This window comes from Chryseobacterium sp. S0630 (assembly GCF_024158915.1).
Taxonomy (GTDB): Bacteria; Bacteroidota; Bacteroidia; order Flavobacteriales; family Weeksellaceae; genus Chryseobacterium.
This window is the reverse complement of the sequence record NZ_JAMZGF010000073.1, coordinates 1-24,355: the sequence shown is the minus strand read 5'-3', so window position 1 is coordinate 24,355 and position 24,355 is coordinate 1. Positions and strand designations below refer to the sequence as shown.

The 24,355-nt window shown below is 36.1% G+C and carries 23 protein-coding genes and 4 tRNA genes; 21 read left to right on the top strand and 6 right to left on the bottom strand.

The window, feature by feature from the left end; translation table 11 throughout:
- The 8 genes from NK356_RS21675 to NK356_RS21640 form a co-directional block, all read left to right on the top strand.
- Positions 1-375 (top strand): TIGR02452 family protein (locus NK356_RS21675; protein WP_253318039.1); only part of this gene is annotated, 375 nt, incomplete at its 5' end.
- Positions 372-1,007 carry a DUF4291 domain-containing protein gene (locus NK356_RS21670; protein WP_253318038.1) on the top strand — a complete coding sequence of 212 codons (636 nt, stop codon included), beginning with the start codon at positions 372-374 and terminating at the stop codon, positions 1,005-1,007. The genes NK356_RS21675 and NK356_RS21670, both read left to right, overlap by 4 nt.
- 15 nt (positions 1,008-1,022) lie before the next feature.
- On the top strand, positions 1,023-1,607 hold the full coding sequence (locus NK356_RS21665) for a hypothetical protein (protein ID WP_034693989.1): 585 nt from the start codon (positions 1,023-1,025) through the stop codon (positions 1,605-1,607).
- Positions 1,604-2,290 (top strand): NAD-dependent deacylase, encoded by a 687-nt coding sequence (locus NK356_RS21660; RefSeq protein ID WP_034693985.1) that lies wholly within the window; start codon positions 1,604-1,606, stop codon positions 2,288-2,290. The genes NK356_RS21665 and NK356_RS21660 overlap by 4 nt, the downstream gene beginning before the upstream one ends.
- Positions 2,290-3,231, top strand: a complete 942-nt coding sequence (locus tag NK356_RS21655; protein ID WP_253318037.1) for an ADP-ribosylglycohydrolase family protein — start codon at positions 2,290-2,292, stop codon at positions 3,229-3,231. The genes NK356_RS21660 and NK356_RS21655 overlap by 1 nt, the downstream gene beginning before the upstream one ends.
- Positions 3,232-3,241: 10 nt before the next feature.
- Positions 3,242-3,784, top strand: a complete 543-nt coding sequence (locus NK356_RS21650) for an RNA 2'-phosphotransferase (RefSeq protein ID WP_253318036.1) — start codon at positions 3,242-3,244, stop codon at positions 3,782-3,784.
- Between the two features lies 1 nt (position 3,785).
- Positions 3,786-4,514, top strand: a complete 729-nt coding sequence (locus tag NK356_RS21645) for a metallophosphoesterase family protein (RefSeq protein WP_253318035.1) — start codon at positions 3,786-3,788, stop codon at positions 4,512-4,514.
- A 130-nt stretch (positions 4,515-4,644) separates the two neighbouring features.
- Positions 4,645-6,369, top strand: coding sequence for a hypothetical protein (locus NK356_RS21640; RefSeq protein ID WP_253318034.1), 1,725 nt, complete (start codon positions 4,645-4,647; stop codon positions 6,367-6,369).
- A 59-nt stretch (positions 6,370-6,428) separates the two neighbouring features.
- On the opposite strand, the gene NK356_RS21635 is transcribed toward NK356_RS21640, so the two are convergent.
- Entirely contained in the window at positions 6,429-7,310 is an 882-nt protein-coding gene (locus NK356_RS21635; RefSeq protein ID WP_253318033.1) for a cupin-like domain-containing protein, read from the bottom strand.
- Between the two features lie 449 nt (positions 7,311-7,759).
- On the opposite strand from NK356_RS21635, the gene NK356_RS21630 reads away from it, so the two are divergent.
- Positions 7,760-10,471 carry a carboxypeptidase regulatory-like domain-containing protein gene (locus NK356_RS21630; RefSeq protein ID WP_253318032.1) on the top strand — a complete coding sequence of 904 codons (2,712 nt, stop codon included), beginning with the start codon at positions 7,760-7,762 and terminating at the stop codon, positions 10,469-10,471.
- A 57-nt stretch (positions 10,472-10,528) separates the two neighbouring features.
- On the opposite strand, the gene NK356_RS21625 is transcribed toward NK356_RS21630, so the two are convergent.
- Positions 10,529-11,026, bottom strand: coding sequence for a DinB family protein (locus NK356_RS21625; protein ID WP_034693971.1), 498 nt, complete (start codon positions 11,024-11,026; stop codon positions 10,529-10,531).
- Between the two features lie 182 nt (positions 11,027-11,208).
- Here NK356_RS21625 and NK356_RS21620 point away from each other — a divergent pair, with 182 nt between their 5' ends.
- The 8 genes from NK356_RS21620 (at position 11,209) to NK356_RS21585 (ending at position 20,661) form a co-directional block, all read left to right on the top strand.
- A complete protein-coding gene (locus tag NK356_RS21620) occupies positions 11,209-12,108 on the top strand; it encodes a GLPGLI family protein (protein ID WP_034693969.1) in 900 nt (299 codons plus the stop codon).
- Between the two features lie 133 nt (positions 12,109-12,241).
- The gene (locus NK356_RS21615; protein WP_034693968.1) at positions 12,242-12,496 is read left to right on the top strand and encodes a FeoA family protein; all 255 of its coding nucleotides are present in this window, start codon (positions 12,242-12,244) and stop codon (positions 12,494-12,496) included.
- A complete protein-coding gene (gene feoB / locus NK356_RS21610; protein WP_253318031.1) occupies positions 12,496-14,529 on the top strand; it encodes a ferrous iron transport protein B in 2,034 nt (677 codons plus the stop codon). Before NK356_RS21615 ends, feoB begins: the two co-directional genes overlap by 1 nt.
- A 218-nt stretch (positions 14,530-14,747) precedes the next feature.
- Positions 14,748-15,764, top strand: coding sequence for a DUF4421 family protein (locus NK356_RS21605; protein ID WP_253318030.1), 1,017 nt, complete (start codon positions 14,748-14,750; stop codon positions 15,762-15,764).
- 68 nt (positions 15,765-15,832) lie between these two features.
- Complete coding sequence (gene glmM / locus NK356_RS21600) at positions 15,833-17,215, top strand: phosphoglucosamine mutase (RefSeq protein WP_253318029.1); 1,383 nt, start codon at positions 15,833-15,835, stop codon at positions 17,213-17,215.
- Between the two features lie 48 nt (positions 17,216-17,263).
- A complete protein-coding gene (locus NK356_RS21595; RefSeq protein ID WP_253318028.1) occupies positions 17,264-17,842 on the top strand; it encodes a Crp/Fnr family transcriptional regulator in 579 nt (192 codons plus the stop codon).
- 260 nt (positions 17,843-18,102) lie between these two features.
- Positions 18,103-19,071 carry a zinc-binding alcohol dehydrogenase family protein gene (locus tag NK356_RS21590; protein ID WP_253318027.1) on the top strand — a complete coding sequence of 323 codons (969 nt, stop codon included), beginning with the start codon at positions 18,103-18,105 and terminating at the stop codon, positions 19,069-19,071.
- Between the two features lie 207 nt (positions 19,072-19,278).
- A complete protein-coding gene (locus NK356_RS21585) occupies positions 19,279-20,661 on the top strand; it encodes a tetratricopeptide repeat protein (protein ID WP_253318026.1) in 1,383 nt (460 codons plus the stop codon).
- A 46-nt stretch (positions 20,662-20,707) separates the two neighbouring features.
- Here NK356_RS21585 and NK356_RS21580 read toward each other — a convergent pair whose 3' ends face one another.
- Genes NK356_RS21580 through NK356_RS21565 form a run of 4 tightly spaced genes read right to left on the bottom strand, consistent with a single transcriptional unit; the run spans position 20,708 to position 23,577 of the window.
- Positions 20,708-21,574, bottom strand: a complete 867-nt coding sequence (locus NK356_RS21580; RefSeq protein WP_253318025.1) for a hypothetical protein — start codon at positions 21,572-21,574, stop codon at positions 20,708-20,710.
- A 47-nt stretch (positions 21,575-21,621) separates the two neighbouring features.
- On the bottom strand, positions 21,622-22,500 hold the full coding sequence (locus NK356_RS21575; RefSeq protein WP_253318024.1) for a DMT family transporter: 879 nt from the start codon (positions 22,498-22,500) through the stop codon (positions 21,622-21,624).
- The gene (aat, locus tag NK356_RS21570; RefSeq protein ID WP_253318023.1) at positions 22,487-23,140 is read right to left on the bottom strand and encodes a leucyl/phenylalanyl-tRNA--protein transferase; all 654 of its coding nucleotides are present in this window, start codon (positions 23,138-23,140) and stop codon (positions 22,487-22,489) included. Before aat ends, NK356_RS21575 begins: the two co-directional genes overlap by 14 nt.
- Positions 23,141-23,199: 59 nt before the next feature.
- Positions 23,200-23,577 (bottom strand): DUF3127 domain-containing protein, encoded by a 378-nt coding sequence (locus tag NK356_RS21565; protein WP_034694219.1) that lies wholly within the window; start codon positions 23,575-23,577, stop codon positions 23,200-23,202.
- A gap of 178 nt (positions 23,578-23,755) precedes the next feature.
- Between NK356_RS21565 and NK356_RS21560 the strand changes: the two genes are divergently transcribed.
- The 4 genes from NK356_RS21560 to NK356_RS21545 all read left to right on the top strand — a co-directional run bounded on the left by NK356_RS21560 (position 23,756) and on the right by NK356_RS21545 (position 24,209).
- Positions 23,756-23,837, top strand: a tRNA-Leu gene (locus NK356_RS21560).
- A 4-nt stretch (positions 23,838-23,841) separates the two neighbouring features.
- Positions 23,842-23,917: transfer RNA gene (locus NK356_RS21555), tRNA-Gly, on the top strand.
- A 6-nt stretch (positions 23,918-23,923) separates the two neighbouring features.
- A tRNA-Leu gene (locus tag NK356_RS21550) sits at positions 23,924-24,007 on the top strand.
- Positions 24,008-24,127: 120 nt separating this feature from the next.
- A tRNA-Leu gene (locus tag NK356_RS21545) sits at positions 24,128-24,209 on the top strand.
- Positions 24,210-24,355 lie beyond the last annotated feature (146 nt).

The window sequence follows — 24,355 nt, the reverse complement described above, 5'->3', positions numbered from 1 at the left end:
TACAGTCCTAAAGTTCCTGTTTTCAGGAAAGATAAGGGAGAATTGCTTCCTAAGCCTGTTCTGTGTAATTTCATCACTTCTCCGGCAGTCAATGCAGGTGTGGTAAAACGTCAGGAACCGGAAAGAGCACATGAAATTCTCGATGCAATGGATCTTAGAATGGATAAAATGCTCTCAATGGCCTTACATCAGGGAAATGAAGTTCTGATTTTAGGAGCCTGGGGATGCGGTGTTTTCAAAAATGATCCAAAAGAAATTGCAGGATTATTCAGGAAACATCTTCAGGGGAAATATAAAAATAAATTTAAAAGAGTGGTTTTCGCAGTGCTTACCAAGAAAGAAGAAATGCTGAAACCATTTGAAGAAATACAATGAAAATCAAGCTAAAAAAATATAAAGAACAATTACAAGACTGGCCTGGACAAGGATATCACATCATGGCTCAATATGATGATGAAAAGATTGTAGTGTATCAGTCCTATAGAAAGGAAATTGGAGAATTTGCAGTGAAGAATCAATTCTTTGGCGGAAGTTTTAGTTTGGAAAGAATGACCTGGATAAAACCAAATTTTCTTTGGATGATGTACAGAAATGGCTGGGGGAGAAAAGAAGGTCAGGAAAGCGTTCTGGCTATTCATTTGAAGAAAGAAGCTTTCATAAAATATCTGGAAAATGCCGTATATTCTTCTTACAATACAAGTTTTGGGATTTCCAGAGATGAGTGGCAGAAGCACATAAAAGAATCTTCAGTAAGGCTGCAGTGGGATCCGGATCATGATCCTTTTGGAAATAAACTGGAACGAAGAGCCATACAGATTGGTTTACGGAATGAATTTATTCGGACTTTTGCTAAGGATGATATTCTTCTCATTGAAAATATTTCAGATTTTGTGGCAGAGCAATATCAGTTTGTACTGAATGATGATTTAGATAATCTGAGCATTCCTGAAGAAAAACCTTTATTATTTGATGATGAGGGTTTAAATAAAAAACTCAATTTAATATAAAAGAATGTCTTAAAAGTGAAAAAATATAATTTCAGATTCGTAGATCAGCCTGAAGATCCTAACGTGGGATTGGAAAATGAAGAAATTGCTTTTTTTCAGAAAGAATTGAATCTGCAGTTTCCTGAAAATTATATTTATTATCTTCAACATGCTGGAAAAAAATCAAATGTTTTCCCTGTGGAAAATGATATTGTAAAGCTGAAAAAATACCAAAGTCAATTGAAAGAAGCTTTGAAGCAAAGAGACTTACTGAGCACTGAAAGTCTTTTTTGTTTTCAGTATAATATTGAATATGAACCTTTGGTTGGGCAGGATTTTGAAACCTTTTATTTTTTCAATTTATCACATCCTAAATCTCCCGATCTGTATATTTTTGGAGACTTTATCACAAATTTTGACTGGTTGGGATATGATAAAGAGCTTACGAATAAAGAAAATTTTGTAGATTTTATTAACTATAAAACGAAAGAAAAATTTAGAATAAAAGAAGCCATAGGAGTAAGAGATATTTTAGTATGGATATTACTAATTCCTGTTTTTATCATCATTTTGATCATTATTATTTTTCAGAATGTAAAAGAAAAAATTAAAAACCAATGAAAAAACTAACCATATTAAGCGGTGCAGGAATCAGTGCCGAAAGCGGAATAAAAACCTTCAGAGACGGAGACGGTCTCTGGGAAAATCATAATGTAACAGATGTAGCAAGTCCGGAAGGATGGAAAAAAGACAGAGCCTTAGTCCTTGAATTTTACAATCAGAGAAGACGACAGCTGCATGAAGTACAACCCAACGAAGCGCATCAATTGCTGGCTGAGCTGGAAAAACATTTCGATGTCCAGATCATTACCCAGAATATTGATGATCTTCACGAAAGAGCAGGATCTACCAACATCCTTCATATTCACGGAGAATTGTTCAAATCATGTTCGAGTAATAATAAAAGCCTGATTTATGAACAAAAAGATGATATTAAAATAGGAGATCAGGCAGAAGACGGAGCTCAATTAAGACCTTTTATCGTTTGGTTTGGTGAAGATGTTCCTTTGTATCAAACGGCAAGAGAAATTGTAAAAGAATCAGATATTCTGCTGGTAATCGGAACTTCGTTGCAGGTTTATCCTGCTGCCGGACTGATTCATGATATCAAAGACGACTGCCTTTTAATCGTCATCAATCCTCATGAAACAGGATTCGGATATGGACAGAGAGCCGTAGTCATGAAGGAAACAGCTACGAAGGGAATGAAATTATTATTTGATAAACTGGTGAATCTTGCCTGATGGAAAACAAAGTAAAAGCAGGAATTATGGGTGTCTGTATTGGAGATGCACTTGGAGTTCCGGTAGAATTTAAAAAAAGGGAAGACCTGAAAAGAAATCCGGTAACAAAAATGTTGGAATATATGTCCTGGAATCAACCCAAAGGAACCTGGAGTGATGACAGTTCTCTTACACTTTGCCTTGCAGAAGAACTTACCAAAGGTTACAATCTGGAAAAAATCGGACAAAGTTTTGTGAAGTGGAATAAATATGGTCATTGGACTGCCCATGGAAGGCTTTTCGATATCGGAGGAACTACAAGACATGCTCTGGCAAGATTAATCAAAGGTGAAAGTGCTAAATTTTCAGGAAATATTTTTGAAGAAGACAACGGGAATGGTTCTTTAATGAGAATCCTTCCCCTTGTCTTTTATCTTGAAAATGAAGAGGATATTCAGAAAATATATTTTACAGTAAGAGAGGTTTCGGCGATAACTCACGGGCATTTCCGTTCTGTTTTTGCCTGTTTCATCTATGTCATTTTTGCCATTCAATTGTTGAAAGGAAAGAGCAAAAGAGAAGCATATACGCATACACAAAATACTGCATTGAAATATGCTGAAGAACAGGGTTTTAATCCAAATGAAATTGAACTTTTCAGTAGAATTTTAAAGAATAATATTTCCGGATATCCTGAAGATGAAATTAAGAGTGGCGGATACGTTCTTCACAGCCTGGAAGCTTCACTATGGTGTTTTTTAAACTCGGAAAGCTACTCAGAAGCAGTTTTAAAAGCTGTCAATCTGGGAGAAGATACCGATACCACAGGAGCCATCACCGGAGGTATTGCCGGAATTTATTATGGATATGAAAATATTCCGAAAGAATGGATTACAGAGTTGGTGAGAAAGGATGATATTGAAGCATTGTGTGAAAAATTACACCAAAAATTAATGAATTAAAATGCAAACCATGAACGAAATAGAAAAGAAAAAGATAAGTAAATTTTTAAGCCTGATTTTGAGGCATCAGCCGGAAAGTATAGGACTTATACTGGATGAAAATGGCTGGGCAGATGTAGAAGAGCTGAGAATAAAGTCAGCCAAAAGAAGAATATATTTTACTCCCGAAGAATTAGATGAGGTAGTAGAAACCAATAATAAAAAGCGTTTTGCTTTTAACGAAGATAAAACCATGATCAGAGCAAGCCAGGGCCATTCTATTGATATCGATCTGGCTTTGGAAGCCAAGCAGCCTCCGGAATTTCTGTACCATGGAACAGCAGAAGCCAATATTTCTTCCATTTTAGAAAAAGGAATTGAAAAAAGAACACGTCAGCATGTACACTTAAGTGCTGATAAAGAGACTGCTACAAAGGTCGGAATGAGACACGGCAAACCTGTGATTCTGACCATCAGAACCGGAACAATGCATCAGGAAGGATTATCTTTTTACCAGTCTGCAAATGGAGTTTGGCTCACAGATTTTGTGGATGCAAAATATATTTCAAAATAAAATGAGCAGAACGTTAGTCATAGGAGACATCCACGGAGGATTTAAAGCCTTGTTGCAGGTTCTTGAAAGAGCAGGAGTGACCGAAAATGATCGGCTGATCTTCCTCGGAGATTATGTAGATGGATGGAGCGAATCTTCACAAATCATACAGTTTTTACTGGAACTTTCCGAAAAACAGGAATGTATTTTCATCAAAGGAAACCATGATGCATGGTGTGAAGACTGGTTGAGTTTTGGACAAAAACCCGATGTATGGCTTTTCAACGGAGGAAAAAGTACAGTAGAAAGTTATGCTGATTATTCCCTTGAAGACCTGGATATTCATCTCGAATTCTTTCAAAGGATGAAAAACTATCATATCGACGATCAGAACCGGTTGTTTATTCATGCGGGATACGCTTCCATGCACGGTCCTGAAAAAGAAGTGTACTCCAGTAATTACCGATGGGACAGAACGCTTTGGGAAACTGCTGTGGCAATGGATAAAAAACTATCGAAAAATTCTGAATTATATCCCAAAAGACTGCTTTTGTATAAAGAAATATTCATCGGACATACGCCAACGCTGGATATTGGGATCAAAATACCAGCCATTAAAGCCAATATCTGGAATATGGATACCGGAGCAGCCTATACCGGATCTTTATCCATCATGGATATTGACTCCAAGCAATTCTGGCAAAGTGATCCGCTTCCGTCCTTATATCCTAAAGAAAAAGGCAGAAATTAATACTACCAAGAACAAACCTAACAGGTTTTGAAAACCTATTAGGTTTCTATTTTAAAAACATTTTACCCATCAACATATTCTCATTTCTCCTAAAAGATAACTACTTTTAAAGTCTGAAAATACGACTTCAATGAAACTGAAATATCTTTTATTCACCCTAAGTTCTACCTTGTTTTTAGCTCAAAAATCATTTCAGACTCCTTTTGAAAAAGGGAATGGAAATCAGACGGTTACCTACGATGAAATGAACAGCTATTATCAGGATCTGGCGAAAAATTTCAATACCATTCAATACCTTAAAAAAGGAGAAGATGACAACGGAAAACCCATTTATGTGGCAGTTTATAACCCTTTTCCTGAAAAAGATCTTGAAAAATTAAGAAAAGACAAAGCCGTCCTCTTCGTTAATAATGGGATTCACCCTGGAGAACCGGACGGAATTGATGCAACCATGATGCTGATGAGAGATCTTGCCACTAAAAAGATCAAAACTCCACAAAACTTTATTATTGCCGCTATTTCTGCCTATAATGTAAGTGGAATGCTCAACAGAGGTTCTTACTCAAGAGCCAATCAAAATGGTCCTGAACAGTATGGTTTCAGAGGAAATGCCAGAAATTATGACCTGAACAGAGATTTTATCAAGGCAGATTCTAAAAATGCCAGAAGCTTTCAGGAAATCTATCAGTGGTTAAAACCGGATGTTTTCATTGACAACCATGTCAGCAACGGAGCAGATTATCAATATACATTCACCTATATTTCTACGTTTAAAGAACGTCTGGGAAATACCCTTGGAAATTATTTCTACAATGATTATCAGGCTAAAAATCTTGAAGATATGAAAAAGCTGGGGTATGAAAGTACTCCCTACGTCAATATTCACGGAGATATTCCGGAAGTAGGATTTGCTTCATTTGAAGACTCTCCGAGATATTCCACAGGATATACTTCCCTTTTTAATTCTTTGGGAACTGTTCCCGAAACCCATATGCTGAAACCGTATGATAAAAGGGTAGATGCCACTTACAAATATATGCTGGTCAACCTGCAGAATTTGGATAAAGATTATCAAAAAATAAAGCAGCTTCGTATAGAGAATTTAAAACAATATCAGTCCGGAAAACAATACGGAATCCGTTGGAAAATAGACTCTACGAAGTTCTCTACTATGGATTTTAAAGGCTATGAAGGAAAATATAAACCGAGTGAAGTTTCGGGAAAACCAAGGTTGTATTATGACAGAAATAAGCCTTTTACAAAGAATATAAAACTCTTTACGACGGCTGTTCCAACGGGATATATTACCATTCCAAAATATTACGTAGTTCCGCAGTCGCAGTACCGTGTGATTGAAGAATTTAAAAGAAATAATATTCAGATGAAACCGATACAGAAAGACAGTACTTTAGCGGTTGAGTCTTATAAAATTAAAGATTTTAAAACCGTTAAAAACCCTTATGAAGGACATTATCTGCATTTTGAAACTACAGTTGAGGCTACACAGAAAAATAGGGTATTTACAGCCGGAGATTATCTGGTTTCAACCAATCAGTCTGGTGTAAAATACATTATAGAAACCCTTGAACCTGAGGCTTTAGACTCTTTTTTTAATTGGAATTTCTTTGATGGAATCCTGGCACAGAAAGAATACTATTCTGCTTATATCTTTGAAGATACAGCAGCTGAACTTTTGAAAAAGGATAAAAAGCTGAAAGAAACCTTTGAAGCAGCTAAAATTTCTGATCAAAAACTGTCTGAAGACGGTACAGCACAACTAGACTGGATCTACAGGCATTCACCTTATTTTGAAGAAAAGACATTCAGGCAGTATCCTATTTATAGAGTGTTGTAAATTATTGATATTGAGTAAATAAAATAAAAAAAGACGTTTCAAGTGAAACGTCTTTTTTATTATCTTGGTAATCCTCTTTTCAAGGCCATTTCTGCTCTTTTAACTGCCATTTTCTCTTTCCAATCCATGTAGTTTTTTTTAAAATTTGACTTCATAATGTCGTCAAACTTACGCTGTACAGTAAGATTCCATAGAGAATGTGCTTTTACTGCCCATGATTTGTCCCATGCTCTTAAAGAAATAGAGAAACTTCCGTCCAGATATTTCATCCAGTGCCACCATCCGGTAGGCATGAATAAGGTATCACCATGTTCAAGATAGCATTCAATTCCTTCTACGCCATCCAGCGCCGGGAACTTTGTGAAATCAGGGTTTTCAATATCATAATCTTCCAGGGCATAGGTTGCATACGGAATCTGATAAAGTCTTTCTCTCCATTTATAATCAAAAAGAAGAATATGTTTTCTTCCGTTGAAATGGGTATGGAAAATATGAGCCATATCGATATCGAAGTGAAGGAAGGTTACAGAACCTTTTCCTCCAAAGAACATATTTGGGTATTTATCAAGGAAGCCCCCCATTAATTCTTTAGGAGAAATATAATCTTCCAGAAGTTTAGGAGCGTATTTTATGGGGTCGAAGAGGAAAATTCTAAGATCAGTAGGCTCTCGCTGGATAAGATCTATATAATCTCCAAACTTCATTGTTGCGGCTGATGCATTGATGGGAGCAGAAGGATCTGCCTTTGAACTGTCATATAGCGGGACCTCCACATCTCCTACAACCTCCTTCATATATTCCATCGTCCATTTTTGGTAAGCAGGCCATTTTTTTGCCATATTTTTGATGACAACGGGCCTTCTTGGCTTCAGATATTTTTCGTAGAATTCTTCTTTCGAAATGTCATCTACAACATCTATAGGCTTTAAAATTATTCCCATTTTATAAATTTTATGTTACAAAATTATTAAATATATATTGATGAGATAGCGTTTAATTTTTTTTTAATCTATGATTCAAATCAGATTTTCCTATTTAGAATAAGTAAGATTACTAATTTCTTAGCTTCTTGTTAAAATTGTTCTCTTATCTAATCAATAAGACAAAATCTATTCAGATTATGTTACAAAAATCAAAAAATAAATCACTCACTTCTTTTGCAAATTTTTTATGCCAAACATGATTTTATGATAAAATAAATATTCGCAAAGACGGGTAAGAAGGTTGTGAATCTACTTAAAAAGATTTCTTTTTTCAAAGGAAAATCAAAAGTTTGAAAATTATCACTATGTTTGTAGTGATATTCATTTAACCTTTAACTATAAAATTCATCTTTATAAAAAGTGTAACAAAAAACTATAATGATTAACTAATTGAGCAAATAATAAGTATGAAAAAAAATATTTCTTTATTTCTGATGCTTTTCTTTACTGTGCTTACTTTTGCACAGAAAACGGTTTCAGGAAAAATTACTGATGATGACGGGGTAGCAATACCAAGCGCCAGTGTAACCATAGAAGAGCCCGGTAAAGATGCTATTCTTGCTTATGCCATTACAAATTCCAAAGGAGAATATAAAATAACTTTTACATCCGCTGAATCCAATGTGGATCTGAAAGTAAAAGCATTCAATCAGAAACCTCTTACCAAGCAAATTAATAACAGTGATCAGACTCTGAACTTTAAAATGCAGTCTGAAGCTACAGAAATTAAAGAAGTACAGCTGAAAACCAAAATGATCACCGCAAGAGGAGACACCATTTCTTACGATCTTAAGGCTTTCAATAGTAAAAATGACAGAACCCTTGCGGATGTAATGAAAAAGATTCCGGGAATTGAAGTAAACAAAGACGGAACAATTCTATACCAGGGAAATGCCATCAATAAATTCTACGTCAACGGAAAAGACCTGATGGAAGGTGGCTACGGTACCATCAACAACTCTCTTCCTAAAGATGCCGTACAGAAAGTAGAAGTTCTGGAGAACCACCAGCCGGTAAAAATCCTTCAGGATAAAGTACCTTCAGACCAGGCCGCCATCAATATTAAGCTGAAAAATTCTGTTACGATGACTGGAAGAGGAGAAGTAGGAACCGGATTTGGAGATCCATGGCTTTGGAATGTAAAATTAACACCCATGTTTTTCGGACAAAAAAGCCAATGGGTTGTCAATTATAAAACCAATAACATGGGTGAGCAGGTGGAAAATGAAGGGAATATTTTAGCATTCGGAAACGGGTGGGAAGGTAGAAGAATTAATGCTGGTCAAAATAGCTGGCTAAACGTAGAAAATGCAACGACTCCTGATCTACCGGTAAAGAGATACTTAATGAATAATGTTCATTATCTGTCAGCCAATTATTTAGTAAACATTGATAAGAAGAAGGAATGGGAATTAAAAGCCAGTGCAAACTATACAAATAATGTGGTAAATAGGGAAGGTTATACTCAGAAAAATTATTTTGCAACACCTACATCGGGGGAATCTACTGTTATCCAAAATATCCTGAATAATTTTTATACAGATAAAGCAAAAGGAGAATTAATTTTCACGAAAAATGCCAAGAAAGGATTTTTTAAAAATACGACCAGCTTTTCTCAATTCTGGAATGCAGATAGAGCGTTAGCAGATAGAAACAGTACATCTGCTAATACTTCAAGCAGACATGGAGAAGAAGCTTTGGAATCTCCTACATCATCTTTCCAAAACTCATTAAGTACGATAATCCCATGGAAGGAAAAAATGGTTAATGTTAAATCATTTATCAATTATCAAACTGATAGACAAACGTTGGATGTGACACCTGCTTCATACCTTGAGATTCCTGGATTTACGCCAGGTGCCAATGCTGAAATGGTGCGACAGAATTTCAGATTAAAAACTTTTGAAGCCAATCATTCTGCTAATGTTGGATTTTCTGCAAAAGGATGGACATTTACACCTGAAATAGGGTTCAATTATAAGACAACAGCTCTTAATTCTACATTAACAAACCTTCAGGCAGGACAATATCTTGAATATGGAGAAAAGTATAATAACGATCTTTCTTATTCCATAGCTACACCTTATGGAAGCCTTGGGGTAAATTATAAAAGTGAATCATGGATGCTTTTTGCCAATCTTCCTGTGAACTCCAACAATATTAAAGCAGATGATCCAACAAGAAACGTTTCTAAATCTGTAAATAAGATCACTTTTGAACCTAATATTTTCTTGCAATATTCATTTGCTTCATTTTGGAAGGCATCCGTAAATGGGAATATCAATAACAACTTTGGAGATGTAAATACCGCTTATGCAGGATTTTTAATGCAGTCTCCAAATGGTATAAATGTTATGGATCCTCAAAATCCAATACCACAAAATAATAGTAAATCTACCGGAACAAGATTGGAATATAGAAATCCACTTAATAATTTGTTCTTTAATATTAATTATAGATTCAGTGACAGCAAAAGAAACCTTATTTCTGATCCGGAGAGAAATAATGAAGGATTTATTATTGGACATTATAGAGAACAAGATAATCATGCAATAAGTAATGTATATAGTGCAGAAGTAGGAAAATATTTTCCAAAGTTTAAAACAAATGCCTCAGTAAGCTATAGTAATAATACTTCCCGTTCTGATGCCTATCTGAATAAGGGAGCATATGCAAGTGAAAATAATAGCCAGTCTTTTGGCTTTAAATTGAATAATACATACTTCAGCTGGATGAGTTTGGATTATAATGGTAGTATTTCTATAACCAAACAGACCAATACAAGTTTCATTTCCGAACTTAATGGTAAAAGCAAAAGAAACGGATATAATCATAACCTGGCGGCATTCTTTTATCCTTTAGAAAACCATACGATAGGATTTAATTGGGATCAGGTAAATAGCAGTAATGTAAATCAAAGCTACAATAATGCTTTTTATGATATTTCGTATCAATTTTCATGGGCAAAAAAGAAAGTTGATTTTGAAATTAAATGGATGAACATTGCGAACAGAAAGGTTTTTGAAACATATGATGTAAATGCAACAGCAACAACATACAGCAGAATTCAACTTCGTCCTAGTCAAGTGATGTTTACTGTAAAATTCAACTTTAAATAATATAAAAACCAATCCATCCGGATTGGTTTTTTGTTGAGATATAATGATGTATTAAAATTAAAAGCTTTGCTGGTCTGCTGAAGGCCCATAGCTTCCCGGCAAAGGAATATTGTTTAGTCTGTAATATACTCCCAATTGAGCCCTGTGATGAGTGATTTGGTTTAAAGCATGTCGTATTGCACCATATTTGCTCCAGCTTGCCAGTTCATGGCCATCATTTTTAATCGTCCAGCTGGGATTCAGATCGTCTTCTGTACTGTTTTCCAATGCTGTTTTTGCAGACTGATAATCATCTTCCAGTTTTTTTATGAGATCATCTCTTGTAGAAAGAATGGTAGGTTTATAGTCTCCTTTTGCAAAATCCAACTCAGAAGTTTTCAAAATAGTGTTTGGCCATTCAAAAACTTCAACAAGATGGGTGGCAAGTGGCATCAGTTTCATACTTTTTTCATGCGGAGCATAATCGTTTTTTCCATCAGGGAATAGTTCAATAAATTTTTTTGTGGTTTGGAACTCTCCCTCCAGTTCGGATTTTAATTGAGATAAGGTATCCATAATATTTTGTTTTTTAGAAACTTAAAGGTAAGTGTTTTAAAAATGAAACTGTTTTAAGAGAATCATAATTTTTTAATCATGGGCCATCTGAAGTAGATGAATTTTTTTCTCGGAAAATAAAATTTCAGTAAAACTGTAACAAAAGAAGACAAGTGATTACTAATTATATAAAACTTGCTACAATGAAAAAGTTATTCTCCATATTTCTTATTGCTCTTTTTGCATTTGCAGGAGCTCAGGAATCTAAAGAAACAGCAAACCGTTTCTTTTATGAACTGACTTTTAAGCCGAAGAAAGATTCGGCAAGAATGGATAAGATCATTACTATTCTTGATATTACCCCTAAGAAATCAATCTATCAGGATTATACAATGCCGGCTCAGGATTCTATCATTAAAGTTCAGATAGAAGAAATGGAGAAAACCAAGTCTTTCAAGGATATGACCAAATTTATAAAGTGGCCAAAATTCTCTTATAAAATTATCAAAAGCTATCCGGACATGAAGGTTCAGTATGTAGATAGAATCAGTAGAAACCTATTCTCCTACGAGGACGAACCGAAATTACAATGGAGTATTTTACCAGATAAAGAAAAAGTAGGTGCATACAATGCTCAGAAAGCAACTACAGAATTTGGAGGAAGAAAGTGGACAGCCTGGTTTAGTTCTGATATTCCTTTTCAGGATGGACCTTATAAATTTAAAGGACTTCCTGGTCTGATTGTAAAAATAGAAGATGCTGATAAAAACTATTCATGGCAATTGAGCGGAAATAAAAAAATCGAAAACTATGATGAATTATCATATGCCGATAAGATCAATGCTAAGATGGGAATGATGAGCAATACTGTAACACCTACATCCAAAGAAAAATTCCTGAAATCTTACGAGGGATACAAAGCAGATCCGTTCGCAGAATCAAGACCTTACATGACTGCAGAAAATATGAGCAGACCAATGCCAGGAACAGACGGAACAGTAGGAGACTTCATGAAAAGACTGGAAAAGCAGGTGAAAGACTTCTTCGGATCCAATGATAATCCCATAGAAAAAGAACAAGCTTCTGATAAGAAGAAAAAATAAGCATTCATATCAACTAAATTATATTTTGAATCAACCCAGATACAGCAATGTGTTTGGGTTGATTTCTTTTGTCTCAAAACGTTATTTAGATTAAATTTAAATAGCGTATATTTGCAGGACTAAAAATTAGGCTTTGAAAGAGAAAGGATTACATAAATTAAGTGGATTCCCTAAAAACAAAATGGGGAAGATATTGGGGTATGATAATGACCATCTGAAAATGCCCAATAAAATCATTGAAATGGGACTTCTTCCGGAAACTACTTTCAGAATTTTGTATCAGGCACCATTCAATGGGCCTATGTATGTGGAGTTTGGAGCAGAAAAAAGCCGGATTGCTCTTCGTGAGGAAGAAGGAGATTACATCATTGTTGAAGAATTGAATTAATGCAGGAAAACAAGAAAAAACAGATACTTTTAGTCGGAAATCCTAATGTAGGAAAGTCAACAGTTTTTAATACGCTTTGCAACAAAAAGCAAAAGACAGGAAACTATGCCGGCGTTACCGTAGCAAGCCACTCAGGGAATTATACTTATAAAAATGAGGAAGTGGAGGTTATTGACCTTCCGGGTTCCTATAGTGTATACCCTAGCTCAGAAGATGAGGCCATTTTTTCCAAATACCTTATTGATGAGCAGAAAAACTACGCAGGAGTTGTTTATATTCTTGAAGCATTAAGCTTAAAAAGAGGATTGCTGCTGTTTCAGCAGATTCAGGACCTTGGTATTCCTACAATTTTGATTGTCAATCAGATTGACCAGGCTGAAAGAAGAGGAATTACTATTGATATTCAAAAATTTTCTGAAGCACTAGGCATTAAAATTATTCAGACCAATGCCAAAGAACAAATCGGGATTGATGCAGTAAGAGAAGCTGTTTACAACAACGAATTTGTAAAAACAAATACCCTTTCTTTTGAAACACCCAACGAGCATAGAGATTTTATTCAGAAACTGGCAGCACATAAAGGTTTCGACAATGAATATAAAGCTTGGATGAGCCTCTCACTGGGAACAGATCTTGGAAGAATTGGCTCAGTAATGGAACAGCTCAATGATGCTGATTCTAAAAGCTTAGTGCCGAAAAGACTTCAGGTTCAGGAAACCGTAAGAAGATATCAGAATGTAGACAAAATACTGGCTGATGTCATTTCTAAAAAAGCTCAGTTCAAAGAATTATTAACGGAAAAACTGGATAAAGTTTTAGTTCATAAATTCTGGGGTTATGTAGTCTTTTTAGCGATCTTATTAGTAATATTCCAAAGTGTTTTCTTTCTTGCGGAATACCCTATGAACTGGATCGAAGAGACCTTCTCATGGTTGGCAGCATTCTCCAATGAACATCTTCCGGAAGGACCAATTAATTCATTGATTTCAAATGGAATTGTTCCGGGAATAGGAGGAATTGTAGTTTTTGCACCACAGATCGGAATTCTGTTGTATTTCCTTTACTTATTAGAAGATTCAGGATATATGGCAAGAGTGGTATTCCTGATGGACAGATTGCTTCGCCCTTTCGGACTTAACGGAAAAAGTATCGTTCCCCTTGTATCAGGAACGGCCTGTGCCATCCCGGCGGTGATCTCTACAAGAAATATTGAGAATGTAAAAGAAAGATTGCTTACGATATTGGTAACACCATTTATGACATGTTCTGCGAGACTTCCGGTTTACAGTATCATTATCGGACTGATTATCTCAGAAGGAACATTTCTAGGAATCAAATATAAAGCACTGGTCTTGATGGGAATGTATCTCCTTGGCTTCTTAGTCGCTTTATTCTCTGCAGCAATCCTTAAAAGATTTATTAAAAGTAAAGGAAAAACGTATCTCGTAATGGATCTTCCAGCCTATAAAAAACCACTTTTCGGATATGACTTTAAAATGGTTTTAGGAAAAGTATGGGACTTTATTACCGGAGCCGGAAAAATAATTTTCATCGTAAGTATCATCATCTGGTTTTTAAGCTATTTCGGGCCAAGCCAGAAAACAAACGAATTTGTGGCTGCAGATGTTCACTTAGACCATTCTTACCTTGCTAAGATGGGTAAAGGAATAGAACCTGTAATTGCTCCACTTGGTTACGACTGGAAAATGGGTGTAGGAATCCTTACAAGCTTTGTAGCAAGAGAAGTTTTTGTAGGAACAATGTCTACCCTTTATAGCCTGGAAGATGATGCTCCCGAAGTGAAAGTAATTGATAAAATGAGAAGAGACGTAAAACCCAACGGCGAAAAAGTCTTCAGTTTTGCAACCGGAATTTCGGTTCTTCTTTTCTACGCATTTGCAATGCAGTGTGTTTCTACACTTGCAGTAGTCTACAGAGAAACCAAAAGCTGGAAATGGACCGGCTTTCAGGTAATCATGATGACAGGTTTGGCATATTTTGTGTCGATGATAGTATATCAGATTTTAAAGTAATGGACTCATCATTAATTATTCAGTACGTACTTATTGCCTTAATTGTAACATTTGCCTGTTACTCTTTATTCAAAGTACTTAAAAAGAATTTCGCGCCAAAGAAATTCAGCTCCAAAAGAACCAACTGCGATAAAGATTGCGGCTGTTCTTAACATTGGGTTTATCGGATAATTGAAAAAAATATAGTAATTTCATTTTTCTAATATAAATTATTCGATTTGAATTTTTTAAAGGCAGGATTACTCGTATTATTTTCTTTATCAGCTCTTCAGGTAAAAGCACAGTCAGATACCGCAAATACCAAGTCTTATGCAGACCAGGTGATGATTCGTGTGAATCTTGATACCAATATTGAAAGCTATGTTTTTTCAGAAGGAGATGGGAAGAATGTCAACGAGACAATTCTGTCCATCAACAACAAAACGAAAACTTCCTTTTCCATAGATTATAGAATAATAAGTGCAACAATATCATTTGCACCCCGATTTTTAGATGGAAATAATGATGAAGAATTGAAAGGGAAAAGTTCTTATACCGATTTAAGTTTCAGATTTTTTCCTGGAAGATTCATTCAGAATGTCTATTATAAAAATGTAAAAGGCTTTTATGTGGAAAACATGAAAGATCTGTCCCCCGAATGGCAGGAAGGAAGAGATCCCTACATTAAGTTTCCGGATTTAAGAGTGCAGACTTTTGGTGGATCTACGTCTTATGTTCTCAATAAAAATTTTTCAGCAAGAAGTATCTATACCCAAGGCGAATGGCAATATAAAAGCTGTGGAAGCTGGGTCCCTTTTTTGGATTATGACCTTACCGTTTTCAGAAATACAATTGACGGAGTAAAAAGCAAAGAGACCCAATATAATATCGGAGGGAATATTGGATATTTCTATAATTGGGTTATTGGGAAGAATGTCAATATTTCCCCTTACCTGGCCCTCGGAATTGGAGGGAAATTCTCCAGTTACAGAGATTTTCAGAACGGAGGATCAAAAGAAAATGCCCAGTATGCTACCATAAGAATGCAGGGAGGGCTTCATATAGGTTATAATACGGACCGGTTTTTATTCGGAGGAAAAATGAATTTTAAAACCTATGCCTATGACCAGAAAAACAATCAGACTGTAGAAAATAATAATCTCTATGGACTGTTATATATTGGGTATCGTTTTGCTCCTCCGAAAGTTGTGAAAAATACCTATGATAAAATTCAAAAAAAGATTCCCGTTCTATAAGTTGAAGGGTCTTTTAAGTATCTTTGTGTTGGAAAACTTAGAAAGAACAAAATAAAAGTAAAAACATCATGTCATTAATAAAATCTATTTCCGGAATTCGCGGAACCATTGGTGGAAAAGTAAATGATAACTTAACACCACTGGATGTGGTAAAATTCGCATCTGCATTCGGAACTTGGCTTCAAAATAATAAAAACAAAAAAGATCTTACCCTAATTATCGGAAGAGACGCCAGAATTTCTGGTCAGATGGTTTCTTCTTTAGTAACAGCTACATTGCAGGGATTGGGAATTAATGTAGTTGACCTTGGGCTTTCTACAACTCCTACCGTTGAAATAATGGTTCCTGAACTGAATGCCGACGGAGGAATTATTCTTACTGCTTCTCATAACCCAAAACAATGGAATGCCCTTAAACTCTTAAACGAAAAAGGAGAATTCATCACAGGTGAAAATGGTACTGAAGTATTGGCTTTGGCAGAAAGTGAAGATTTCAATTATGCAGAAGTAGATGATCTTGGAAAATATGAAACAAGAGACGATGCTTTTGATATCCATATTCAGCAGATCCTGGATTTACCAATGGTAGATGTTGAAGCAATCAAAGCGAAGAATTTTAAAGTAGTTCTTGATGCTGTAAACTCTACAGGAGGAATTGCTATCCCAATGCTTTTAGATAAATTAGGTTGTGAAACCATCAAATTATATTGTGAACCTACAGGACATTTCCCACACAATCCTGAACCTTTGAAAGAACATTTGGGAGATATCTGTGAACTGGTGAAAAAAGAAAATGCTGACCTAGGAGTTGTAGTAGATCCGGATGTAGACAGATTAGCTCTTATTGATGAAAAAGGAGAAATGTTCGGGGAGGAATATACACTGGTAGCCGTTGCTGATTACCTGTTGAAAAATAAAAATGGAGTAGCAATTTCCAATCTTTCTTCAAGCCGTGCCTTGAGAGATGTAGCACAGACTCACAATTCAGAATATTTCGCAAGTGCTGTAGGAGAAGTAAACGTAGTTACTTTGATGAAAGAGAAAAATGCTGTGATCGGAGGAGAAGGAAACGGAGGAATTATCTACCCTGAATTACATTATGGAAGAGATTCTTTAGTAGGAGTTGCTTTATTTTTAACACATTTAGCTAAAGAAAACAAGACTGTTTCTGAATTAAGAGCCGGATATCCAAGCTATTTCATGGGTAAAAAGAAAATAGAGCTTACACCGGAGATTGATGTAGACGCTATCTTAAGCAAAATGGAGCAGGAATATCAGAATGAAGAAGTTTCTACAGTAGATGGTGTTAAAATAGACTTTGAAAACAATTGGGTTCACCTTAGAAAATCCAATACAGAGCCAATCATCAGAATTTATACTGAAGCTAAATCTCAGGAAGAGGCAGATCAGTTAGGAGATGATATCATTGCTAAAATCAAGAGTTTAATCTAAAAATACAGGAAGAACGGACAAACAGTCCGTTCTTTTTTTATACCAGAAATGTTTGAACATATTAAAAACAAATTTCCTTTCCCTAAAGAAAAGTGGAGAAAATTTCTGGGCAGTTTCCAGCGCATGGAAGTCCCTGCCAAAACTTTGCTTTTAAAAGAAGGTGAAATTTCCTACAATGCTTACTATATTGAAAAAGGCATCGTTAGAGCCTGGTATAATAATGACGGAAAAGACGTTACCTTCCAGTTTTTTCTTGAAAATACAATGTTTTCTTCCCTTGAAAGCTTTAAAAAAGGCTTGCCTGGCATGGTTTCGTTTGAGACTATAGAACCCTGTATTTTATACAAAATCAATAAACCTGATGTGGATGTCTTCCTGGAAGAAGTCTACGAAAACTCCGAACTTAGAAATCTTTTTATGGATGCTCTTTTCGAAAGGGTATTCGACTATATGAAACATTTCTTTTCATTCATTAAAGATACTCCGCAGCAACGATATCTGAATCTGGTCAAACAAAAGCCCGAAATTATTAAAAGAGTTCCCCAGCATTACATTGCTTCCTATCTTGGAATTACTACTGTACATCTCAGCAGAATCAAAAGCAAAATATTGAAAGAAAGACTTTAAGAGGTTGGAAGATGGAAGTCACAAGCTGTAGGTTTCAAGCGATAATCTATAACTTCGGACTTGTTCTATTAAATTTTAAACGCGATGCACGCAAAGAATATCTTGTTTCCTTGCGAACGCTGCGTTTGTTAACTCTATTACCGGCTTTATAAACTCCCGGCTTCCCACTTCCATCATCCTTTCCCAAAATCCAAAACTCATAACAAATGTTATCGCTTCGCAACCTTCTTCCCGCCTAATTTTGTATAAAAATTAAAAGAATGAAAGCAGCAGTAGTATTTGAAAAAGGAAGCATTCCTCAATATGCAGATTTCCAAGAGCCGGAAGTACAGGAAAACGAAATTTTGGTTTCAGTAAAAGCCGCATCGATTAAAAATCTAGACAGAGCCAGAGCAGGAGGAAATCACTATTCCACAGAAAACCAGGAACACCAGCCAACGGTTATAGGAACTGATGGAGCAGGATATCTTGAAAACGGAAATAAGGTTTATTTTTTCAGCAAAAAAGGAACAGTCTCTGAAAAGGCTGCAGCCGATAAAAAGATGATCATCCCAATTCCTGAAGAACTGGATTTTTCTCTGGCTGCTGCATTACCAAACGCTGTTATGGGATCTGCTATGGCATTAAAGTTCAAGGCAGGAATACAGACTGGAAATACTGTCCTGATTAATGGAGCAACAGGAATTACAGGAAGAATTGCCGTTCAGATTGCCAGACTATATGGAGCACAGAAGATTATTGTTACCGGAAGAAATGAAGAATCTTTGCAGTCTTTACTTGAGCTGGGTGCTGATGAGGTCGTTTCTCTAAAACTGAATGATCAAGATTTTAAGCAAAAAATAAAAGAAATTCATCAGGAAACACCGATAGATATTATCATAGATTATATCTGGGGACATTCTGTAGAAATGATCTTGTCTGCTTTCAAAGGAGACGGAACCTTTTCTCATCAGACAAAGCTGGTAACTATAGGAGGAATGAGTGGTGATACCATTCAGCTGTCTTCACAGATCCTCAGAGGAACTGATATTCAGATTTCAGGATCAGGATTGGGAAGCTGGACAAAAGAAGAATCAGCACTTCTATTTTCAGAAATTATCCCTGAAATGTTTCAGGCAGCAGTTGAAGGAAAAATTAAAATGGAAACACAAGAAGTGGATATAAAAAATATCGAAACGATATGGAACGCTGAGATAGAAAGCGGAAAACGCCTTGTCATAAGAATTTAACCCCAATTTCCGTTTTTTTATCCACAATCCTTTTATCGGTTTTCTTTTTTTACTATTTTTATAATAGAAATTTATGAAATGGAATATTCAAAAAAAAGTTGCAACTTTGCATAAATATTTGAATATCAGTTTCAGATGTATTATTAACTAAACGTTTGCCGAGGTTTGTAAGCAAATTCAAGCGTTGGGCCGACAAAGAGGACACTATTGGAAGAGTATTTTGGAAATGAACTTGTAAAAAAGTTCGAGGAAATGATGGAAAACAATGACGAATTCTACTTCGATACCGAAGAGCTAGAAGACATTATTGTTTATTATTTGGAGCTTGGTGATTTTAATTACGCTGACATGGCTGTTAATTACGGACTCAAGCTTCACCCTAATTCGTTGGATATTAAGATCAAAAGACTTGAAATCCTTCTGGAGTGGGAAGAGTATAATACGGCGAAAGAACTTATTGACGAGCTGAAAGGCGCTTCTATGGAGCATACAGACTTTTTGGTTTGCTACGCCAAGTATTATTCGAACTTAGGAAATCCCAGAAAATCCATTGAAATCTGCAAAAAAGCTTTAACATTAGAGGAAGAAGAAAACTTTCTCCACAACTTTATTGCGGATGAATATGTGAATCTTGGAGATCCTTTTAACGCTCTTAAACATTACAGAAAAGCACTGAAGGAAGATCCTACGGATGAATATTCGTTGGAAAACTGTATGGTGTGTTTCAGTGACCTGAATAAGAGTGAGGAGGCTATTGCCTTTCTTAATGAATATTTAGATGAATTCCCTTATTCTGAAACTGCATGGTTTGAATACGGACAATTCTATTTCAACAGAAAAAATTATGATGAAGCGATAAGAGGCTACGATTATTTATTGGCAATCAATTCAAACTCTGTAGGAGTATATGCCAATAAAGCAGCTTGTTATGAAGCTTTGGGACAATACCAGAAGGCCATCGAAACTTATGAAGAAATGCTGGAGCTGGAATATACAAAAGCATTTACTTTCTATAAGATCGGATTATGCAACAAGGCCTTAAAACAGCCTATTTTAGCTTTAAACGCATTCCAGAAATCATTGAGAGAAGACCCTCAGTTTTATCTTGCAATGATGGAGCAGTCTTATCTTTATGAAGAAATGGGAGGAATGTCTGAAGCATTGCATTATGCCAAAGAAGCTACCCAGCTGAATGAAAATAATCTTGACTATCAGAAGAGATTGGCATTTTTGTTCATTGATTCAGGGAAGTTTGAAGAAAGTCTTTCCTGTCTTAAAAAACTGGTGGATGCAGAGCCTTCAAGGTTCTACAACTGGTATGCCTATTCAGAAGTTTTAATGTTGGTAGGAGAGTATGAAGACGCGGTAACAGTCTTGAACAGAGCCATTAAAAAACATTACAGAGCCGAGCTGTTTTATCAGTTGAGCAATTGTTTTTACAATCTGAAAGACCAGGATAAAGGAATGGAATCTCTTCAGAAAGCATTGGAACTTGATCCTTCTTTAGCTAAGGATATGCAGAAAAAATATCCTTTCATTAAAGACGAAGTGAAAAAGGTCAAAGCCAGCAAAGTGAAGAAAAAGAACTAGATTTCTCTAACAAATAACAGAAAACCTGCAGAAATGCAGGTTTTTTTTATTGATAATTGTATTCGTAGAAAAATTTATCCGGAGCGCTGGTATTTGCATTTCCGTTCATATCAAGAGACTGTCTGCTTTCTTCAGATGGATAACCCGCAGTATTAAACGTTGTTGTATACTTATGAGAGGTTGTTCCTGCAGCAGTTCCTCCTCCGGCTGTAGTATTGGTAAACTCTCCTTTATAAGTGCTTAAGCTGTTCTTAATATTCGAAAATAGCATACTTATCCCATCGCTGCTTTCATTTCCGTTAAATATAATTTTGTCAAAACCTTTGACATTTTTGAAAGGATAGTTCTTATCAGTATAGGTATAAGTCTCTTTTTCCGTGTAATTAACTGTATTTCCATTGACGATTCCGGCTCCTGATCCTACGTTACTTACCATATTTCCACTGCTGTACGTAAATACACTGTTAATGGTAGAGGATCCTCCAGTCCCTGAATTGGTCTGTCTTTTTACATTGATTTCTGTATTACTGGTATAGTTATAAGTAAATGTAACCGTATTCTGTACAGTTCCGGTAGTGGAATATTCCTTTATAATAGCTGAAGCCATTCGCCCATTAGAATATCCATATTCTACAGCGCTTTCAAGAACATTATTTTCATAATGTTTAATCCCGAAAATATAATCTTCGGTATAGGAGAACTCCACTCTTTGTCCATGATTAATGTTGTTAATCATACTAATGATTTTAGTTCCGTTGTAATTGATTTTCATTACAATACCGTCCATAGTCATCTTCGTGGGAAGAATTACGCTTTGATTAGATGGATCACTGTTGTCGAAAGGGGTGTCATCAGAGTTGGAACAAGAAAGTGTAGATAAGGCTATAGCCCCAAAAAGTAGCAGTTTTTTCATAGTTATAAGTTAAATCATCCAAATATAATTTAATTTATAACATAATTTTATTTTTTTGGATTTGTTCTTAAAAATATGAGTCCGGCAATAATAACTCCGGCTCCTATGAATTGTAAATAAGTGAGTTTTTCACCATCAATAATTCCCCAGATAATGGCAACGATTGGCATTACCAAAGTGACGGTTGAAGCAAAAAGAGGAGAGGAAACTTTCAATAAACGATAATTCATCATCATTGCCAATCCGGTTCCGAAAACAGATAAAAGGCTGACAAACATAAGCCCCATCAGGTTATCCTTTGAAAAGCTGAATTCTGAAAAGAATCCTGTGCCTGTTAAGGCAATAATGGAAGGCAGTAATAAAACAAATGAGAAAACAAAAGCAGATAAAACGGTAGAAGATACCTCCATCAGCTTAGACTTCACGGTCGTTGTACTCATTGCGTAGCATAAAGTAGCCAATAAAAGCAACAGAATCGGGATCATTTTCAATTCTCCGCTGTCTCCACCACCAAAAGCCAGAATACAGACTCCAGTGAAGCTTATTAACGTGCCTACAATTTGTTTTTTTGTTGTTTCGAACTTCCATACCAAAGCTCCAACAATAATGACGAAAATGGGCATCATGGAGTTGATAATCCCTGCAATACTACTGCTTATTTCGGTTTCAGCAATCGGAAACAGAAACATCGGAATGAAATTCCCGGTAAAAGCAGCCAGAATTAACCATTTCAAATGTTTTTTAGGGAAAAGTTTGTAATTGGAAATAGCAACAGGAAGCAGAATAATGCCGGCAATAAGAACCCTTAAAGATCCAACCTGAAACGGATTGAAATGTTCCAGCGATTTTTTGATTAAAATAAAGGATGATCCCCAGATAATGCTCAGGATAACCAGAAGAACCCACTTTTCTTTATCTGCGTTCATTATTTTCGTGTAAGATTTTTAGAAATTCTTTTTTGGGAATCATTTTTGCTCCCAGACTCTCCAGGTGTTCAGTATGTGACTGACAGTCAATCAATTCAATGTTGTTCTTGTTGCTTTCTACAAAATTGATAAACCCTGCTTTTGAGGCATTGCTTACTTTAGCAAACATACTTTCTCCGCAGAAGACATTTCCAATCTGCAATCCGTAAAAGCCACCTACAAGTTCTTCATCCTGCCACACTTCAATGCTTTTGGCTAAGCCATATTCATGAAGCTGGATAAAAGAATCCATCAGTTCATCAGAAAGCCATGTACCCGACTGCCCTTTTCGGGTAGCCTGCTGGCAGTTTCTGATCACCTCTCTGAAATTCTTATTCTCAGAGAAAGTAAAAACATTCCTGTTTAAGATTTTTCTCATTGATTTTGAGACTTTTAATTCTTCAGGAATAAGAACAAATCTTGGATCAGGACACCACCAAAGGATTTCCTCTCCGGGATTGTACCATGGAAAAATGCCCAGCTGATAAGCAAACCAAATACGTTCTACGGACAGGTCGCCCCCAAAAGCAACCACTCCCTCATGACCTTCATACAGCTCTGGGTCAGGAAATGAAATCTCGTTTTCGTCTAATCGGACCATTTTTAGAAAAAAAATCCCACTTCAAAAAGCAGGATTTATATTTGATCTTTATTCTTTAATTAGAAAGGTAAATCATCATCGTCATCTCCGGCAAACGGATTCTCGTTAGAAACTGGAGATGCAGATTGCTGAGGCATTGCCTGAGTAGGTTCAGAACCATTGTCAAAAACTTTCTCTACTCTCCACCCTGTAATAGAGTTGAAGTATTTAGTTTCACCCTGAGGAGAAACCCATTCTCTCCCTCTGATGTTGATTCCTACCTTTACGTTTTCTCCTTCTTTAAGGTTATCTAATAAACTGATTTTATCAGATAAAAATTCTATGTTTATCGGCTGTGGATACTGTTCCTGGGTCAAAATAACCATTTCTCTTTTTTGAAACCCGCTCGCAAATGTTTGAGCATCAAAAAGTTTCTTTACCGTTCCTTGTAATTCCATATCGTAAATATTAACGATGTAAAAGTAAGAAAATGAAATGTAATAAAAGAAGGCATGAAAAAAAAATGTGGAAATTTTATTTTTTTTTCTTGAAAAGTTTGGTAGTAAAGGAAATTGTCCTATATTTGCACTCACAAAAACGAAGCAAGCTCTTTAAAACTTACAATATAAAAAACCAGCGGATGTGGTGTAATTGGTAGCCACGCCAGACTTAGGATCTGGTGCCGTGAGGCGTGGGGGTTCGAGTCCCTTCATCCGCACTATGCGAAAATAGCTCAGCTGGTAGAGCACAACCTTGCCAAGGTTGGGGTCGCGGGTTCGAATCCCGTTTTTCGCTCCACACCATGCCCTGGTGGTGGAACTGGTAGACACGCAGGACTTAAAATCCTGTGTCCGCAAGGACGTACGGGTTCAAGTCCCGTCTGGGGTACAAGACCCTCTGTAATATCTTACGGAGGGTTTTTTGTTTTAATAGAGAGTGTTCTTTAAATAAAAATCTTATATTTGTAAGAAATCAGGTTGAATCTGAGTATTCAGATCAACAAAACCAGCGGATGTGGTGTAATTGGTAGCCACGCCAGACTTAGGATCTGGTGCTGTGAGGCGTGGGGGTTCGAGTCCCTTCATCCGCACTATTCTAAAAGTTCTCTTTTAGAGTCGTTAAGAAGGTTGGAACCTCTGGTTCGAATCTTTTTTTTTGCCCACACCATGCCCTGGTGGTGGAACTGGTAGACACGCAGGACTTAAAATCCTGTGTCCGCAAGGACGTACGGGTTCA

Bases quoted from the DNA above. Each gene is read 5' to 3' on its own strand.
- NK356_RS21645 (WP_253318035.1), top strand. From the start codon at position 3,786: ATGAGCAGAACGTTAGTCATAGGAGACATCCACGGAGGATTTAAAGCC.
- NK356_RS21575 (WP_253318024.1), bottom strand. From the start codon at position 22,500: ATGAACGCAGATAAAGAAAAGTGGGTTCTTCTGGTTATCCTGAGCATT.
- glmM (WP_253318029.1), top strand. From the start codon at position 15,833: ATGTCATTAATAAAATCTATTTCCGGAATTCGCGGAACCATTGGTGGA.
- NK356_RS21595 (WP_253318028.1), top strand. From the start codon at position 17,264: ATGTTTGAACATATTAAAAACAAATTTCCTTTCCCTAAAGAAAAGTGG.
- NK356_RS21635 (WP_253318033.1), bottom strand. From the start codon at position 7,310: ATGGGAATAATTTTAAAGCCTATAGATGTTGTAGATGACATTTCGAAA.
- aat (WP_253318023.1), bottom strand. From the start codon at position 23,140: ATGGTCCGATTAGACGAAAACGAGATTTCATTTCCTGACCCAGAGCTG.
- NK356_RS21660 (WP_034693985.1), top strand. From the start codon at position 1,604: ATGAAAAAACTAACCATATTAAGCGGTGCAGGAATCAGTGCCGAAAGC.
- NK356_RS21620 (WP_034693969.1), top strand. From the start codon at position 11,209: ATGAAAAAGTTATTCTCCATATTTCTTATTGCTCTTTTTGCATTTGCA.
- NK356_RS21565 (WP_034694219.1), bottom strand. From the start codon at position 23,577: ATGGAATTACAAGGAACGGTAAAGAAACTTTTTGATGCTCAAACATTT.
- NK356_RS21655 (WP_253318037.1), top strand. From the start codon at position 2,290: ATGGAAAACAAAGTAAAAGCAGGAATTATGGGTGTCTGTATTGGAGAT.
- feoB (WP_253318031.1), top strand. From the start codon at position 12,496: ATGCAGGAAAACAAGAAAAAACAGATACTTTTAGTCGGAAATCCTAAT.
- NK356_RS21590 (WP_253318027.1), top strand. From the start codon at position 18,103: ATGAAAGCAGCAGTAGTATTTGAAAAAGGAAGCATTCCTCAATATGCA.
- NK356_RS21670 (WP_253318038.1), top strand. From the start codon at position 372: ATGAAAATCAAGCTAAAAAAATATAAAGAACAATTACAAGACTGGCCT.
- NK356_RS21580 (WP_253318025.1), bottom strand. From the start codon at position 21,574: ATGAAAAAACTGCTACTTTTTGGGGCTATAGCCTTATCTACACTTTCT.
- NK356_RS21650 (WP_253318036.1), top strand. From the start codon at position 3,242: ATGAACGAAATAGAAAAGAAAAAGATAAGTAAATTTTTAAGCCTGATT.
- NK356_RS21640 (WP_253318034.1), top strand. From the start codon at position 4,645: ATGAAACTGAAATATCTTTTATTCACCCTAAGTTCTACCTTGTTTTTA.
- NK356_RS21625 (WP_034693971.1), bottom strand. From the start codon at position 11,026: ATGGATACCTTATCTCAATTAAAATCCGAACTGGAGGGAGAGTTCCAA.
- NK356_RS21630 (WP_253318032.1), top strand. From the start codon at position 7,760: ATGAAAAAAAATATTTCTTTATTTCTGATGCTTTTCTTTACTGTGCTT.